Here is a 13,073-nt window from a genome sequence, read left to right as displayed (position 1 = left end):
GGACCCCCGGGGGGTCAGGACACCGCCGCGGCCTCGTGCACCAGGTCCCCGCGGAACCAGGTCTGCAGGACGGTCGTCTCGTGGATCTGCCCGGCGGGGACCTCGAACAGGTCGCGGTCCAGCACGATGAGGTCGGCCGACAACCCCGGGCTCAGGCGCCCGGCCACGTCGCCCAGGCCGGTGGCCGCCGCCGCCCCGGAGGTCAGCGCCGCGATGGCGTCGGGCAGGTCGAGCGCCTGCGCGGGGTTCAGGGCCCCCGGGACCGCCGGGTCGGGGTTGCGCCGGGTGACGAGGGTCTCCAGCCCGGTCCAGGGGTCGGGGGTCGGCAGGGCGCACGGCCAGTCCGAGCCGGCGGCCACGACCACGCCGTCGTCGACGAACGAGCGCAGGGGCCACATGGCCGCCACCAGGTCGGCGGGCACCTCCGCGGCGATCGCCTCGGGGATCACCCCGGGGTACCAGATGTAGGGGGAGGCGTCGGCCACGACGTCCAGGGCCGCGAACCGGGGCAGGTCGTCGGGGTGGACGAACGAGGCGTGCGCGACGTGGAAGACCGGGCCCGGTCCCCGCACCCGCCGCACGGCCTCGACGGCGTCGAGGACGGCGCGCACGGAGGCGTCGCCGGTGGCGTGGAACTTCGCCCCGATCCGCAGGTCGTAGCAGTGCTCCACCTGCTCGCGCAGGTCCTCGGGGGTCCAGTACAGCTCCCCGTGCTCGGGGGTGTCGTGCTGGTGGTGGCAGGTGTAGGGCGTCAGCAGCGCGGTGGTGCGGGTCGTGGGCACGCCGTCGAGGACGACCTTGACGAAGTCGGGGCGGACGAGGTCGCTGCGGTGCCGGCGCAGTTCGGCGACGAGTTCGTCCCCCACGACGCTGGCCTCCAGGAAGGGGCGCACGGGCGCGGAGGTGACCACGCGCAGGCTCAGCCGGCCCTGCTCCTCCAGGGTGCGCAGCGCCTGCACGGGCGCCGGGGTCGTCGCCGCGTCCTGCACGGAGGTGATGCCGAAGGAGTTCACGACGCGCACCGCCGCCTCCATCGACCCCAGGGTCCGCGCCGCGGGGTCGGGCACGGAAGCCGCGAACGCGGACTCGACCAGCGCCGAGGCCATCTCGTGCAGCACCCCGTTCAGCGCGCCGTCGGGGGTCCGCACGAGGTGCCCGCCCTCGGGGTCGGGGCTGCCCGCGTCCACGCCCATCGCGGCCAGGGCGGCCGAACTGACCCAGCGGTTGTGCATCGAGTCGTCGCGCAGGAGGACCGGGCGGCCACCGGCGGCCTCGTCCAGCCGGCGCAGGGCCGAGGGGTCGGCCTCGACCTGCGCCAGCACGGTGCTGCCGAGGATGCCGCCCACGACCCATTCCCGCGGACCGAGGTCGCCCGCCCAGGCGCGGACGGCCTCCAGGACCTCCTCCAGGGCGGCGGTGGGGGCCAGCGGCATCTCCCAGCGGGCCTGGGCGCCGCCGAGGTTGAGGTGGATGTGGGCGTCGACCAGGCCGGGCAGGACGAACCGCCCGGCCAGGTCCACGACCCGGGTGCGGTCCCCGGCCAGGGCCCGCAGGTCGGCGGCGCCCCCGACGGCGCGGATGGTCCCGCCGGTGACCGCGACCGCCTCGGCCCAGGGCCGGTCCGGGTCCTGGGTCCAGATCCGACCGCCGGTCAGGAGCAGGTCGCAGGTCTCGGCCGGGGTGGGGGTGCTCACGGGGTCCTCCGGGGGGTGCGCCGTCGCGGTGCGACGGGGGCGGGTTGTACGGGGAGGGTGCGGGTCAGGTCCGGGACGCGGCCGCGGTCTCCTGGACCCCGTCCTTCTCCAGGTCCTGGGACAACCCGGCCCACACGTGCGGGGAGCGGCGCTGCAGCCGCTCGCCCCAGACGATCGCGACCACCACGGCCACGACGTAGAGCCAGGGCAGCGCCCCGATGACGGGGGACTCCGAACCGGCCATCGTCGGGAAGTTGGCGACCGCCAGGACCACGATCCCGGCCAGGGCCAGGAAACCCAGGCCGGGGGCCACGGCCGTGCTCAGCCAGCGGTCGTCGCCGCGGCGGCGGAAGTGCACGACGACGGCGGCGGCGGCCATCACCTGCAGGCACAGGATGCCCAGCGTTCCCGTCCCGGTCATGGCCGGCACGAGCGTGCTGATGGGGTCCATCCCCGCGACCCAGAAGACGGCGGCCACGAGCGTGGCGAACGTGAACTGGGCGATGGAGGCCCGCTGCGGGACCCCCCGGTCGCTGACCCGGCCCAGGGCGCGGGGCAGGACACCGACCCGGCCCAGGGAGAACAGGTACCGGCAGGCGGAGTTGTGCAGGGCCATGAGGGCGGCGAACAGGCTGACCAGCAGGAGCACCATCATGACGTCGGTCAGGGCCGTGCCCAGGTACTGCTGGGACAGGGTGAACACGAGGTCACCGGTGGGCAGGCGGTCCAGCGCGGTCTGCTGGGCCTGGGCGACCCCGGTCGCGCTGACGATGGCCCAGACGGTGACGGCGGCGAAGACCCCGATGATCCCCACGGCCAGGTAGGTGGCCCGGGGGACGGTGCGCTCGGGGTCCTTGGCCTCCTCGCTGAACAACCCGGTCGCCTCGACGCCGATGAACGCGTTGGCCGCGAACAGCAGCCCCAGGCCCAGGCCCGGGGTGACGATGGTCGCGGGGGAGAACACGTCCAGGGAGAAACCCGTCCGCACCAGGACGCTGATGTCGAACACGACGAGGATGAGGACCTCGAGCACGAGGCTGACGCCCAGCACCCGGGCGCTGAAGGCGACCCCGCGGCGGGTGAGGACGACGGCCAGCAGGACGGTCACCAGGCTCCAGGCGAACCAGTGGACCGACAGGCCCGTCAACTGCTCGATGACCGTCCCGAAGAAGAACCCCGTCGTGCCGACGGCACCGGCGACGAACAGGTTGTAGCCCAGCAGGGCGACGACGGCGGCCACCAGCGCCGCCCGCCGGCCCAGGCCCTTGAGGACGAAGGCGTAGAAACCCCCGGCGTGGACGGTCTCGCGGGCCATGCGGGCGTACCCGACCGCGAACAGCAGCAGCGCCACCGCGACCAGGACGAACGAACCGGTCATGCCGCCGCCGTTGCCCAGGGCGATGCCCAGGCAGGCCACGACGATGATGCCGGTGAGGGGGGCCACGGCGGCCAGGACGAGGAAGACGATGCCGGGAACCCCCAGGGAGTTCGCGGTCAGGGTCTGCGGGGTGGGCGGCGGAACCTGGGACGTGGACACGTTCTCCTCCTCGAGAGCGGTGGGTGGGGGCGGGGTCAGCGGGCGGCGGGGGCCACGACGTCGGGGCACCGGGCGGCGGCGAGCGCGAGCACCGAGGGCAGGACCTCGGCGACGAGGAAGGCGGCCGTCTCGGTCTCCGAGCGGGTGGCGGCCCAACCGAGGTAGGTCAGTCCCCGGGCCAGCAGCAGCACCTCGAACAACTCGGCGTCCTGCGCCGTCAGCGGGCGCCGGGCGGCGTACCCCTCCAGCAGCGCGGCCCGGAACTCCCCGGCGCGCGGGTGGGACAGGTAGAAGAACAGGACGGTGGCCAGGTCGAACAGGTACCAGCCCTCGCCGCAGTCGTCGAAGTCGATGAGGACCAGGTTCTCCCCGGTGTGCAGGAGGTTCTCCGGGGTCAGGTCGGCGTGGATGAACCCGTAGTTCGCCGGGACCTGCTCGTGCCGGGACAGGGTGGCGCCGACGTGCTCGGCGGCGCGACCGACGAGGTCGGCCTGCGCGGCGGTGAGCCCGGGCAGTCCCCGGGGATCGCCCCACAGGCTGTCCGGGCCGACCAGGCCCTTCGCGTCCCAGGCCGTGCGGTGCCCCGTCGGCGGGTGCTCGCGCCGTTCGGCGACGTCGTGCAACCGCGCGGCCAGCGCCCCGATCCGGGCGAAGACGACCGGTTCCAGCGTGCTCGTGCCGCGCACCGCCTCCTCGACCGCGTCGAGGTTGCCGTCGGACTCGATCCAGCGCTGCAGGTCGACCTGCACCTCCAGGCCCTCGTGGCGGGCCGTGGCGTGGAGTTCCCCGGTGAGGGTGGCCTCGACGTGGGGGACGGGCAGTCCCTCCTGGGCGAGGTGGTGCACGAGGGCGACCTCGGTGGCCACCTCGGCCACGGACCGGTACCCGGGCCGGTGCAGGCGCAGCGCGAAACTGCCCCGGTCGGTGTCGACCCGGAAGACGCAGTTCTCCCGGAGCTTGATGAACGTCAAGGGCGCGTCTGCCGGCAACCCGTAGGCGGGGAGGGCCTGCCGGGCCAGCGGGACCGAGTTGTTCTCGTCGAGCACTGCCATGGGTCCTCCGCGGTTCGTGGTGGTGCGGGGTGGTGCAGCGGGGCCGCCCGGGGTCGGGGGCGCCCTCCTCGACGTGCGGAGGGAGGCGGGCCGGCCGCTTCGCCTCCCCTGGTGCCGAGTGCGATGGTGGCAGCATCCTGACGCCTCGTCCAGAGTTTGAACAGTGTGTACAGTGATTTTCGTCCCCCGGGTTTCGCGAGGGCACCGCCGGGAAGACACCACCGCGAGGAGGTCGCCATGACGAGGACGACACCGTGACCCCGTCCCCGGCGACCGGTTCGCTGCGCGAGCGCAACCGGGCCAGGACCCGCCACGAGGTCCTGGACGCCGCCGGTTCGCTCCTGGACGAGACGGGGGCCGTCGACCAGGACGGTGCGTTCACCCTCGAACTCGTCGGACAGCGCGCCGGGGTCTCGCGCGGCACGCTGTACACCCACTTCCCCGGCGGACGCGACGAGATCGTCCGCACGGCCTACCAGCGCCTGTCCTCCTGGGTGCTGGACCGCTCGTTGGAGCTGCGGGAACCGGCGACCACCCCCACGCACCGCATCTGCGCCCTCGCCCAGGCCCTGCTCGACGTCCTGGACCAGCCGGGGGGACGCTTCTACTGCACGACCGGACCGGACGTCGCCGGCCTGCTCGTCGGGACGACCGGTCGCACCTCCACCGTCGTCGGGCACCTCATCGAGGACGACCTGCGGGCCGTCCAGGAGGCCGGTGGGCTGCCCGCCGGGGCCGACGTCACCGTCCTGGCGACCCTGCTGAGCGGGGCCATCCGCGGCGCCGGCGACGCCGCCGCGCGCACCGGCGTCCCGGCCCGGGCCCTGCTCGACGGCCTCGCCACCCTCACCTCGAGCCTGCTGGCCGACCCGGCCGCCGGCTGACCCCCACGGAAGGAACCCCCGTGTCGGCATCGACCACCCCGGCCGCCACCCAGAGCGACCCCCGCACGCGCGAGCTGCTGGACCGGCGCCACCACACCCTCGGGCGGCACTCCCCGCTGTTCTACTCCGAACCCCTGGAACTCGTCCGCGGCCGCGGGGTGTGGGTCGAGGACTCCGCCGGGCACCGCTACCTGGACGCCTACAACAACGTCCCGCACGTGGGGCACGCCCACCCGGAGGTGGCCCGGGCCGTCCACGAGCAGATGCAGCGGCTGGCCCTGCACACCCGCTACCTGAACGAGAACATCCTCGACTACGCCGAGCAGCTCCTGGCCACGTTCGACCCGGGGCTGGACCGGGTGGCGTTCAGCAACTCCGGCTCCGAGGCCAACGAACTGGCCCTGCGCATCGCGCGCCAGCACACCGGCGCCCGGGGCGTGCTGGTCTCGGACTGGAGCTACCACGGCACCACCTCCGCGCTGGCCGAGGTCACGACCGCCCTGGCCGCCGGGGAACCCTTCGCCGACCACGCCCGCCGGTTGCGGATCCCCGACGCCACCGGGCTGGACGCCGCGGCGACCGCCGACCTGCTCGAGGCCGCGCTGCGCGAGGTCGACGAGGCCGTGGCGTCCCTGCAGGAGGCCGGGCACGGGGTGGCCCTGGTGGTGGTGGACTCGCTGTTCACCACCGAGGGGCTCGTCCGGGTCCCGGCCGGGTACGTGGACGGTCTGGCCCGGCGGGTCCGCGCCGCCGGCGGGCTCGTCGTCTCCGACGAGGTCCAGGCCGGGTTCGGGCGGACCGGGACGTCCATGTGGGGCTACCAGGAGCACGGGATCGTGCCGGACCTGGTGACCCTGGGCAAGCCGATGGGCAACGGGCACCCGCTGGGCGGCACCGTCCTGGGCGCGGACCTGCTGGAGGAGTTCGGCGCCCGCAACGAGTACTTCAACACCTTCGGCGGCAACCCGGTCTCGGCCGCCGCCGGCCGTGCCGTCCTGGAGGTCATGCGGACCGAGGGGTTGCGCGAGCGCGCCGCCGCGCTGGCCCCCGTCCTGCAGGAGGGTCTGCACGCCCTGGCCGCCGCCACCCCGGGCATCGGGGCCGTCCGCGGTCAGGGCCTGTTCCAGGGCGTGGACTTCGTCGACCCCGCCACCGGTGCCCCGGACGGGGAGACGGCCCGCGCCGTGGTGGAGGGCATGCGCCGGGCCGGGGTGCTCATCAGCCGCATCGGCCGCGACGGCAACGTCCTGAAGATCCGGCCCCCGCTGGCCATCGCGCAGGACGACGTCCGCACGCTGCTGGACCGGCTCACCGAGGTGAGCGCCCGGGTGAGCGGTGGGGAGGTCGCCGCCCGGGCCTGACGGGCGGGCCTGACGGGCGGGCCCGGCGGGCGGGCCCGGCGGGCGGGCGGGCCGGTGGCGCGCGGGGCCGACCACTACGGTCGGGGCGTGCCCAGCGCTCCAGGACCCCAGGTCAACCCCAGCATCCTGTCCGCCGACTTCGCGAACCTGCAGGCCGAGCTGGCCCGCATCGCCACGGCCGACGCGGCCCACGTCGACGTCATGGACGGGCACTTCGTCCCGAACCTCACCCTCGGGCTGCCCGTGGTGGAGGCGCTGCAGCGGGTCAGCCCCGTGCCGCTGGACTGCCACCTCATGATCGAGGACCCCGACCGCTGGGCCCCGGCGTACGCCGAGGCCGGCGCCGCCGGGGTCACCTTCCACGCCGAGGCCGCCCGCGCCCCGGTGAAGCTGGCCCGCGACATCCGGGCGGCCGGCGGCCGGGCCGGGATCGCGTTGCGCCCGGCCACGCCCGTCGAGCCGTTCCTGGACCTGCTGCCGGAGTTCGACATGCTCCTCGTGATGACCGTCGAGCCCGGCTTCGGCGGGCAGGGCTTCCTCGACGTGACGCTGCCCAAGATCCGTCGAGCGCGGGCGGCCATCGGGGACCTCGACGTGCGCCTGCAGGTCGACGGGGGCGTCTCGGCCGCCACCGTCGAGCGCGCGGCGCAGGCCGGCGCGGACGTGTTCGTGGCCGGGTCGGCCGTCTACGGGGCCGAGGACGCGGCCGCTGCCATCGGGCAGCTGCGCGACCTGGCCGCGCGGGCCTGCGCCCACTGAGGTGGTTCCGGGCCGTGCCGCGGCCCGGTGCGTGGCACACTGACCGCCACGAGCAAGACCGCACGACACGCGTGCTCCGGGGTCGGTGGAAGTCCGAACCGGCGGTGACAGTCCGCGAGCCCCCACCTCGGTGGGTGGCTGATCCGGTGGAACTCCGGGACCGACGGTGAGAGTCCGGATGGGAGGCAGCGCGCGGCGTCGTCGTCGTGCGCCGTCGCGTGCCCCCGGGGTCCCGGCGTCGTGCGCCGACCTCGCCCCGTCGGCGGTCCCTGCGAGCACCCCTGGTGCCGCCGGGACCCCACCTCCCCGCACCTGCCCCGGAGTCCGACCGGACGTCCTGGAGGAGGTGGACCCGTGAGCCGGACCCGCACGTCCACCCCCGCGCGCGCCGACGCCCGCCCCAGCGACCGCGCCGGGCCGCCCCCGCCCACCCGGCGCTGAGCACGGCGCCGGGAGCAGGCCGCAGGGACCGCAGGACAGGGACAGTTCGAGGAGGCAGGTCGTGTTCACCGGGATCGTGGAGGAGATCGGCGAGGTCGTCGCCGTGGAGTTCGGGGCGGAGTCGGCCCGGCTGACCGTGCGGGGGCCCGTCGTGGTCTCCGACGCCGTGCACGGGGCGTCCATCGCCGTCGACGGGGTCTGCCTGACCGTCGTCGACCAGCCCGCGCCGGGCGCCTTCACCGTGGACGTCATGCAGGAGTCGTTGCGGCGCAGTTCGCTGCACGACGTGGCCCCGGGGCGGAAGGTGAACCTCGAGCGGGCGATGGCCGCGCACGGGCGCCTGGGCGGGCACATCGTCCAGGGCCACGTCGACGGCACCGGCACCATCGCGCGGCGGACGCCGGGGGAGGCGTGGGAGGTCGTGCGCGTCGCCGTCCCGGCCGACCTGGCCCGCTACGTCGTGGAGAAGGGGTCCATCACCGTCGACGGGACCTCGCTGACCGTGTCGGCCGTCAGCGAGCCCGGCGCGGGCGAGCACTGGTTGGAGGTCTCCCTCATCCCCGCGACCCTGGAGCTGACCGTCCTGGGCACCAAGCCCGTGGGGGCGACGGTGAACCTGGAGGTGGACGTGCTGGCCAAGTACGTCGAGCGGCTGCGGGCCTTCGAGCCCACCGCCGGGTCGGCGCGGGCGCAGGTGCAGGCGTGAGCGTGACGACCGACGTGAGCATCGCCCGCGCGCTGCAGGCCCTGCGCGCCGGGCGCCCCGTGCTCGTCACCGACGACGCCGACCGCGAGAACGAGGGCGACGCGGTCCTCGCCGCCGAGCTCGCGACGCCGGAGTGGATCGGCTGGACCGTCCGGCACACCTCCGGGATGCTCTGCGCGCCCATGACCGCCGAGCGGGCCGCCGCCCTCGCGCTGCCGCCCATGGTCGAGCGCAACGAGGACTCCCTGCGCACCGACTACACCGTCAGCTGCGACGCGGCGGTGGGCGTGACGACGGGCATCTCCGCCGCCGACCGCGCCCGCACCGCGCGGGTGCTGGCCGATCCCGCCGCCACGGTCGACGACCTCGTCCGCCCGGGCCACGTGTTCCCGCTGCGGGCCCGGCCCGGTGGTGTCCTCGAACGTCCCGGGCACACCGAGGCCGCGGTCGACCTGTGCCGGCTGGCCGGGCTCACCCCGGTCGGGATCATCGCCGAGCTCGTGGAGGACGACGGGTCGATGTCACGCTGGGACCAGATCGTCGCTCTCGGTGAACGCTTCGACCTGCCGGTGCTGACGATCGCAGAACTGCGGGCACACCTGTCCGCCGACCACCAGGACGACGCGGGGCACGACGGAGGGATGAGGGCATGAGCGGGGACGGGAGCCCGGAGATCAGCGTCGACGGGAGCGGGCTGCGGGTCGCGGTCGTCGCGGCGCGCTGGCACCACGAGGTCATGGAGGGGTTGCTGGAGGGGGCCCGCCGGGCCCTGCGTGAGTCCGGGGTCACCGACGTGGTGGAGGTGCGCGTCCCGGGGGCCTTCGAGCTGCCGGTGGCCGCTGCGCGGCTGGCCCGGCGGGACGTCGACGCGGTCGTCGCCCTCGGCGTCGTCATCCGCGGCGGCACCCCGCACTTCGAGTACGTCTGCGACGCCGCCACCCAGGGGCTGACCCGGGTCGCGGTGACGACGGGGGTGCCCGTCGGGTTCGGGGTGCTCACCGTCGACACCGAGGCCCAGGCCCTGCACCGGGCCGGCCTGCGCGGGTCCCGGGAGGACAAGGGCGCCGAGGCCGTCCTGGCGGCGCTGGAGACCGTCCTCGCCCTGCGCGAGGTCGCCCCGCCGCCCGCGTCCTGACGGGGGGAGACCGGGTGGTCGGGCGGACCCGCCCGACCACCTAGACTCCGTGCCCGTGAAGAGCTTCGACGCCCTGTTCGCCGAACTGAGCGACAAGGCGCTGACCCGGCCCGAGGGCTCGGGGACGGTGCGGGAACTGGACGCCGGCGTCCACGCCATCGGCAAGAAGGTCGTCGAGGAGGCGGCCGAGGTCTGGATGGCCGCGGAGCACGAGGGCGGGGAGCGGACCGCCGAGGAGATCTCGCAGCTGCTGTACCACCTGCAGGTGCTGATGATCGCCCGCGGTCTGACCCTCGACGACGTGTACGCCCACCTCTAGGAGCCCACCCGTGTTGCGCATCGCCGTCCCCAACAAGGGGTCCCTGTCCGAGGCCGCGTCCGCCATGCTGCGCGAGGCCGGGTACAACCAGCGGCGCGAGGCCAAGGAACTCATCCTCGACGACCCGGACAACGCCGCCCAGTTCGTGTTCCTGCGCCCGCGCGACATCGCGCTGTACGTCGGGTCCGGGACGCTGGACGCCGGCATCACCGGCCGCGACCTGCTGCTGGACTCCCGCGCCCCCGCCGACGAGGTCCTGCCGCTGGGCTTCGCCCGCAGCACCTTCCGCTTCGCCGGGCGTCCCGGGGTCGCCGCGGGGGTCCGCGACCTGGAGGGCCGCCGGATCGCCACCAGCTACTCCGGGCTGCTGGCCGGGCACCTGGCCGAGCACGGCGTGAGCGCCGACGTCGTCCACCTCGACGGGGCCGTGGAGACGGCCGTGGCGCTCGGCATCGCCGACGTCATCGCCGACGTCGTGGAGACGGGCACGACGCTGCGCGCGGCCGGTCTGGAGATCTTCGGCGAGCCGATCATGCGCTCGGAGGCCACGCTCGTGCGCCGCGCCGGCGCCCCCGCCGACCCGGCCGTCGACGTCCTCGTGCGCCGGCTGCAGGGCGTCCTCGTGGCCCGCCAGTACGTCATGGTCGACTACGACTGCCCCAAGGACATCGCGGAGCGGGCCTGCGCCATCACACCGGGCCTGCAGTCCCCGACGGTCTCGCCGCTGGCCAGCCCCGACTGGGTCGCCGTGCGCGCCATGGTCAAGAGCTCGGAGACGAACCGGGTCATGGACGAGCTGTACGAGCTCGGCGCCCGCGCGATCCTCGTCACGAGCATCCACGCGTGCCGCCTGTGACCGCCGGGCCCGTGTCCGACCGCCCGTTCCGGCCCCGCCGGGCCCGCGTCGTGGGCCTGGGGTTCGCGATCGGCATCCTCGTCGTCATGGTGGGCATGTCCATCGGGCTGTCCCTGTCCCCGGAGTCGGGGTGGACGGGGCAGGACACCGTCTCCGCGCTCGTCTTCGGGGCGCTCGTCTCCGGCGGTCTGGTGCGGCTCGTCACCGTCAACGCGCGGGTGACCGACCGCGCGCTCGTCGTGCGCAACGTCGTCTTCACCCGCGAGGTGGAGTGGGGGGAGGTCGTGGCCGTCCGCTTCGGCGGTGCCGACCCGTGGCTGACCCTCGACCTGGACGACGGGGAGAACCTCGCCGTCATGGGCGTCCAGCGCGCCGACGGGGACCACGCCCGCGCCGAGGCGCTGCGGCTGGCGCGGCTGGTCGAGGACCGCGCCCCGCGCTAGTCCCCGGGGCCGGTGGCCCACCGCAGGTCCGGGTGCAGCGGCCGCCGCGCGAACAGCGCGGCCTCCTGCGCGGCCCAGCGCTCCCAGTGCGGCAGGTAGGTCTGCCCGTCGCGGGCCAGCGCGCGCTCGCGGCGCACGGCCGGGGCGGCCGTGAGCTCGACCAGCAGGTCCACCGGCCCGGCGCAGCCCGCCCCGACCCCCTCGAGGACGAGCAGCCCGGACGTCGGCAGCTCCACCGTGCGCGTGTAGGCCTCCCGCGTCCAGTCCCACACGGGCTGCTCGACCACCGCGCCGCGGCGCAGCCGCTCCAGCAGCCCGCCCAGCAGGTCCACGGCCGCGGCCAGCCCGTCCCACCCGGGGTACAGGTCGTCCATGTGCACCACCGGGGCCCCGGTGCGGCGCCGGAGCACCGCCGCCAGGTCGGTCTTGCCGGTCCCGGAGCGCCCGTCGACGGCCAGGACCAGCGGACCGGCCGGTGGGGCCGGGACCCGGGCCAGGCGGGCCAGCACCCGCTCGGCCAGGGCCGCCGGGGCCGGGGGGAGGGGCGGGGGAGTCGCCGGGGTGGGGGTGGTGGTCACCGGCTCAGAACCAGGTGGGGCACCACGGCTGCTCCGGCGCGGCCATCAGCGTGGCGAGCGCCTGCGCGGCCGCGGGGGTGGCCTCGATGCGCCCGGCCCGCTGCAGGGCCACCGCGGACGTCCCGCCCAGCAGCAGCGAGCCCAGCTCGGCGACCGGCAGGACCACGTCGGGCTCGGCGTCCGTCGTCGTGACCTCCGGGCACACCCAGCCGTCGGCGCCGCAGCGCTGGGCCGCGACGTGCAGCCGCACCGTCGAGCCCGCCAGGCCCAGCGGGTCCGCGACCCGCAGCACCAGCGTGCCGCAGCCCAGGTAGCGCCGGGCGGCCAGCGCCCCGGGGACGTCCAGGACGCGCAGCCAGAGGAAGTCGTCGACCGGGCCGGTCTGCACCGCGCGCGGGTCCACGAGCAGGTGCGGCAGCAGCTCGTCGACGGGCCGGTCCGCGGCCCGCGTCACCCGCACGAGGTCGATCGAGGCCAGGAACTCCCACAGCGCCCGGTACGCCGAGGGGGTCGTGGCGGTCAGGTCGCGCAGGTGCAGCGTGCCGTTCGGCACCCGGCCCACGGAGTCGTCGCTCACGTCGTAGGCCGCGTACCCGTCGGCGGTGCCCTGCTCGTCGCGGTGCAGGACGACGTGCCCGCGCGGGCCCAGCCACCGGCCCTCACCGCGCCGGCCGGCGGCCTCCCACCACGCCGCGTCGCGCGCGATGGCCCCGGGGCGGGCCCGGCGGGCGGTGTCGTGGACGGCGGCGAGCTCGTCGGTGCGCCGCGCGGGGACGAACTCCAGCGACCCCGTCGCGGCCGGCGCGTCGGGGCGGAACGCCACCCGGGCGTGGTCGAGGACCAGGCTCGTCGCCCGGGTCGCCGCCCCGAACCCGAAGCGGCCGTAGATGGGGGCCTCCAGCGCGATGAGCGCGGCCAGGGCGTGCCCCTCGCCCCGGGCCCGTTCCAGGTCGGCCGTGAGCATCCGCGACAGCAGCCCCCGGCGCCGGTGCGTGGGCAGCACCGTCGCGGTCGAGACGGCGTCCACGCTCACGGGCCCGGCGCCGGGGACGGTCAGCTCGGAGTCGAAGCTGCGCAGGGTCGCCACGACGCGGTCCTCACCGGCGACGGTGTCGTGCACCGCGGTGAGCCGGTGCCCGCGCACCGCCCGCCGGCGGTCCTCCAGACCCTCCTCGGTCGGCGCGGCCTCCAGGAAGGCCGTCCGGCTCGGGACCGCCCAGGCCCGCAGGGCCTGCCGGTCGTCGGGGTCCACCTGCGTCGTCCGGAGCTGGGGCGGGGCTGGTCGTCCGGTGTCCTGCACGGCTGCGA

13 protein-coding genes, 1 pseudogene and 1 riboswitch are annotated in these 13,073 nt (G+C 75.5%); of the genes and pseudogenes, 9 read left to right on the top strand and 5 right to left on the bottom strand.

What is annotated here, in order from left to right:
• Nucleotides 1–14 precede the first annotated feature (14 nt).
• The 3 genes from AB2L27_RS02595 to AB2L27_RS02585 all read right to left on the bottom strand — a co-directional run bounded on the left by AB2L27_RS02595 (nucleotide 15) and on the right by AB2L27_RS02585 (nucleotide 4,283).
• Nucleotides 15–1,694: an amidohydrolase gene (locus AB2L27_RS02595; protein WP_370439903.1), complete on the bottom strand. Its 1,680-nt coding sequence runs from the start codon at nucleotides 1,692–1,694 to the stop codon at nucleotides 15–17.
• Between the two features lie 64 nt (nucleotides 1,695–1,758).
• Nucleotides 1,759–3,231: an APC family permease gene (locus AB2L27_RS02590; RefSeq protein WP_370439902.1), complete on the bottom strand. Its 1,473-nt coding sequence runs from the start codon at nucleotides 3,229–3,231 to the stop codon at nucleotides 1,759–1,761.
• A gap of 35 nt (nucleotides 3,232–3,266) precedes the next feature.
• Nucleotides 3,267–4,283 (bottom strand): phosphotransferase enzyme family protein, encoded by a 1,017-nt coding sequence (locus tag AB2L27_RS02585; protein WP_370439901.1) that lies wholly within the window; start codon nucleotides 4,281–4,283, stop codon nucleotides 3,267–3,269.
• A 254-nt stretch (nucleotides 4,284–4,537) separates the two neighbouring features.
• On the opposite strand from AB2L27_RS02585, the gene AB2L27_RS02580 reads away from it, so the two are divergent.
• The 9 genes and pseudogenes from AB2L27_RS02580 (at nucleotide 4,538) to AB2L27_RS02540 (ending at nucleotide 11,187) form a co-directional block, all read left to right on the top strand.
• Nucleotides 4,538–5,167, top strand: a complete 630-nt coding sequence (locus tag AB2L27_RS02580; RefSeq protein ID WP_370439900.1) for a TetR/AcrR family transcriptional regulator — start codon at nucleotides 4,538–4,540, stop codon at nucleotides 5,165–5,167.
• A gap of 20 nt (nucleotides 5,168–5,187) precedes the next feature.
• On the top strand, nucleotides 5,188–6,528 hold the full coding sequence (locus AB2L27_RS02575; RefSeq protein WP_370439899.1) for an aspartate aminotransferase family protein: 1,341 nt from the start codon (nucleotides 5,188–5,190) through the stop codon (nucleotides 6,526–6,528).
• Between the two features lie 87 nt (nucleotides 6,529–6,615).
• Nucleotides 6,616–7,287 carry a ribulose-phosphate 3-epimerase gene (gene rpe, locus AB2L27_RS02570; RefSeq protein WP_370439898.1) on the top strand — a complete coding sequence of 224 codons (672 nt, stop codon included), beginning with the start codon at nucleotides 6,616–6,618 and terminating at the stop codon, nucleotides 7,285–7,287.
• 67 nt (nucleotides 7,288–7,354) lie between these two features.
• Nucleotides 7,355–7,481, top strand: a riboswitch (FMN riboswitch).
• 308 nt (nucleotides 7,482–7,789) lie between these two features.
• Nucleotides 7,790–8,434: a riboflavin synthase gene (locus AB2L27_RS02565; RefSeq protein ID WP_370439897.1), complete on the top strand. Its 645-nt coding sequence runs from the start codon at nucleotides 7,790–7,792 to the stop codon at nucleotides 8,432–8,434.
• A gap of 20 nt (nucleotides 8,435–8,454) precedes the next feature.
• Nucleotides 8,455–9,024 (top strand): annotated as a pseudogene (gene ribB, locus AB2L27_RS02560) (3,4-dihydroxy-2-butanone-4-phosphate synthase); the annotation flags it as partial.
• 59 nt (nucleotides 9,025–9,083) lie between these two features.
• Nucleotides 9,084–9,569 (top strand): 6,7-dimethyl-8-ribityllumazine synthase, encoded by a 486-nt coding sequence (gene ribH, locus AB2L27_RS02555; RefSeq protein ID WP_370439896.1) that lies wholly within the window; start codon nucleotides 9,084–9,086, stop codon nucleotides 9,567–9,569.
• 55 nt (nucleotides 9,570–9,624) lie between these two features.
• A complete protein-coding gene (locus tag AB2L27_RS02550) occupies nucleotides 9,625–9,888 on the top strand; it encodes a phosphoribosyl-ATP diphosphatase (RefSeq protein WP_367639864.1) in 264 nt (87 codons plus the stop codon).
• Between the two features lie 10 nt (nucleotides 9,889–9,898).
• A complete protein-coding gene (gene hisG, locus AB2L27_RS02545) occupies nucleotides 9,899–10,744 on the top strand; it encodes an ATP phosphoribosyltransferase (RefSeq protein WP_370439895.1) in 846 nt (281 codons plus the stop codon).
• Complete coding sequence (locus tag AB2L27_RS02540; protein ID WP_370439894.1) at nucleotides 10,732–11,187, top strand: PH domain-containing protein; 456 nt, start codon at nucleotides 10,732–10,734, stop codon at nucleotides 11,185–11,187. Before hisG ends, AB2L27_RS02540 begins: the two co-directional genes overlap by 13 nt.
• Here the strand turns inward: AB2L27_RS02540 and AB2L27_RS02535 are convergent.
• Nucleotides 11,184–11,765 carry a nucleoside/nucleotide kinase family protein gene (locus AB2L27_RS02535; RefSeq protein WP_370439893.1) on the bottom strand — a complete coding sequence of 194 codons (582 nt, stop codon included), beginning with the start codon at nucleotides 11,763–11,765 and terminating at the stop codon, nucleotides 11,184–11,186. The two genes, AB2L27_RS02540 and AB2L27_RS02535, sit on opposite strands and share 4 nt — an antisense overlap.
• Nucleotides 11,766–11,769: 4 nt before the next feature.
• Nucleotides 11,770–13,065, bottom strand: coding sequence for a GNAT family N-acetyltransferase (locus tag AB2L27_RS02530; protein WP_370439892.1), 1,296 nt, complete (start codon nucleotides 13,063–13,065; stop codon nucleotides 11,770–11,772).
• Nucleotides 13,066–13,073 lie beyond the last annotated feature (8 nt).

Source organism: Kineococcus halophytocola (assembly GCF_041276425.1).
Taxonomy (GTDB): domain Bacteria; phylum Actinomycetota; class Actinomycetes; order Actinomycetales; family Kineococcaceae; genus Kineococcus; species Kineococcus halophytocola.
The sequence above is the reverse complement of the archived record's forward strand: the minus strand, read 5'-3'. Positions and strand labels throughout refer to the sequence as shown.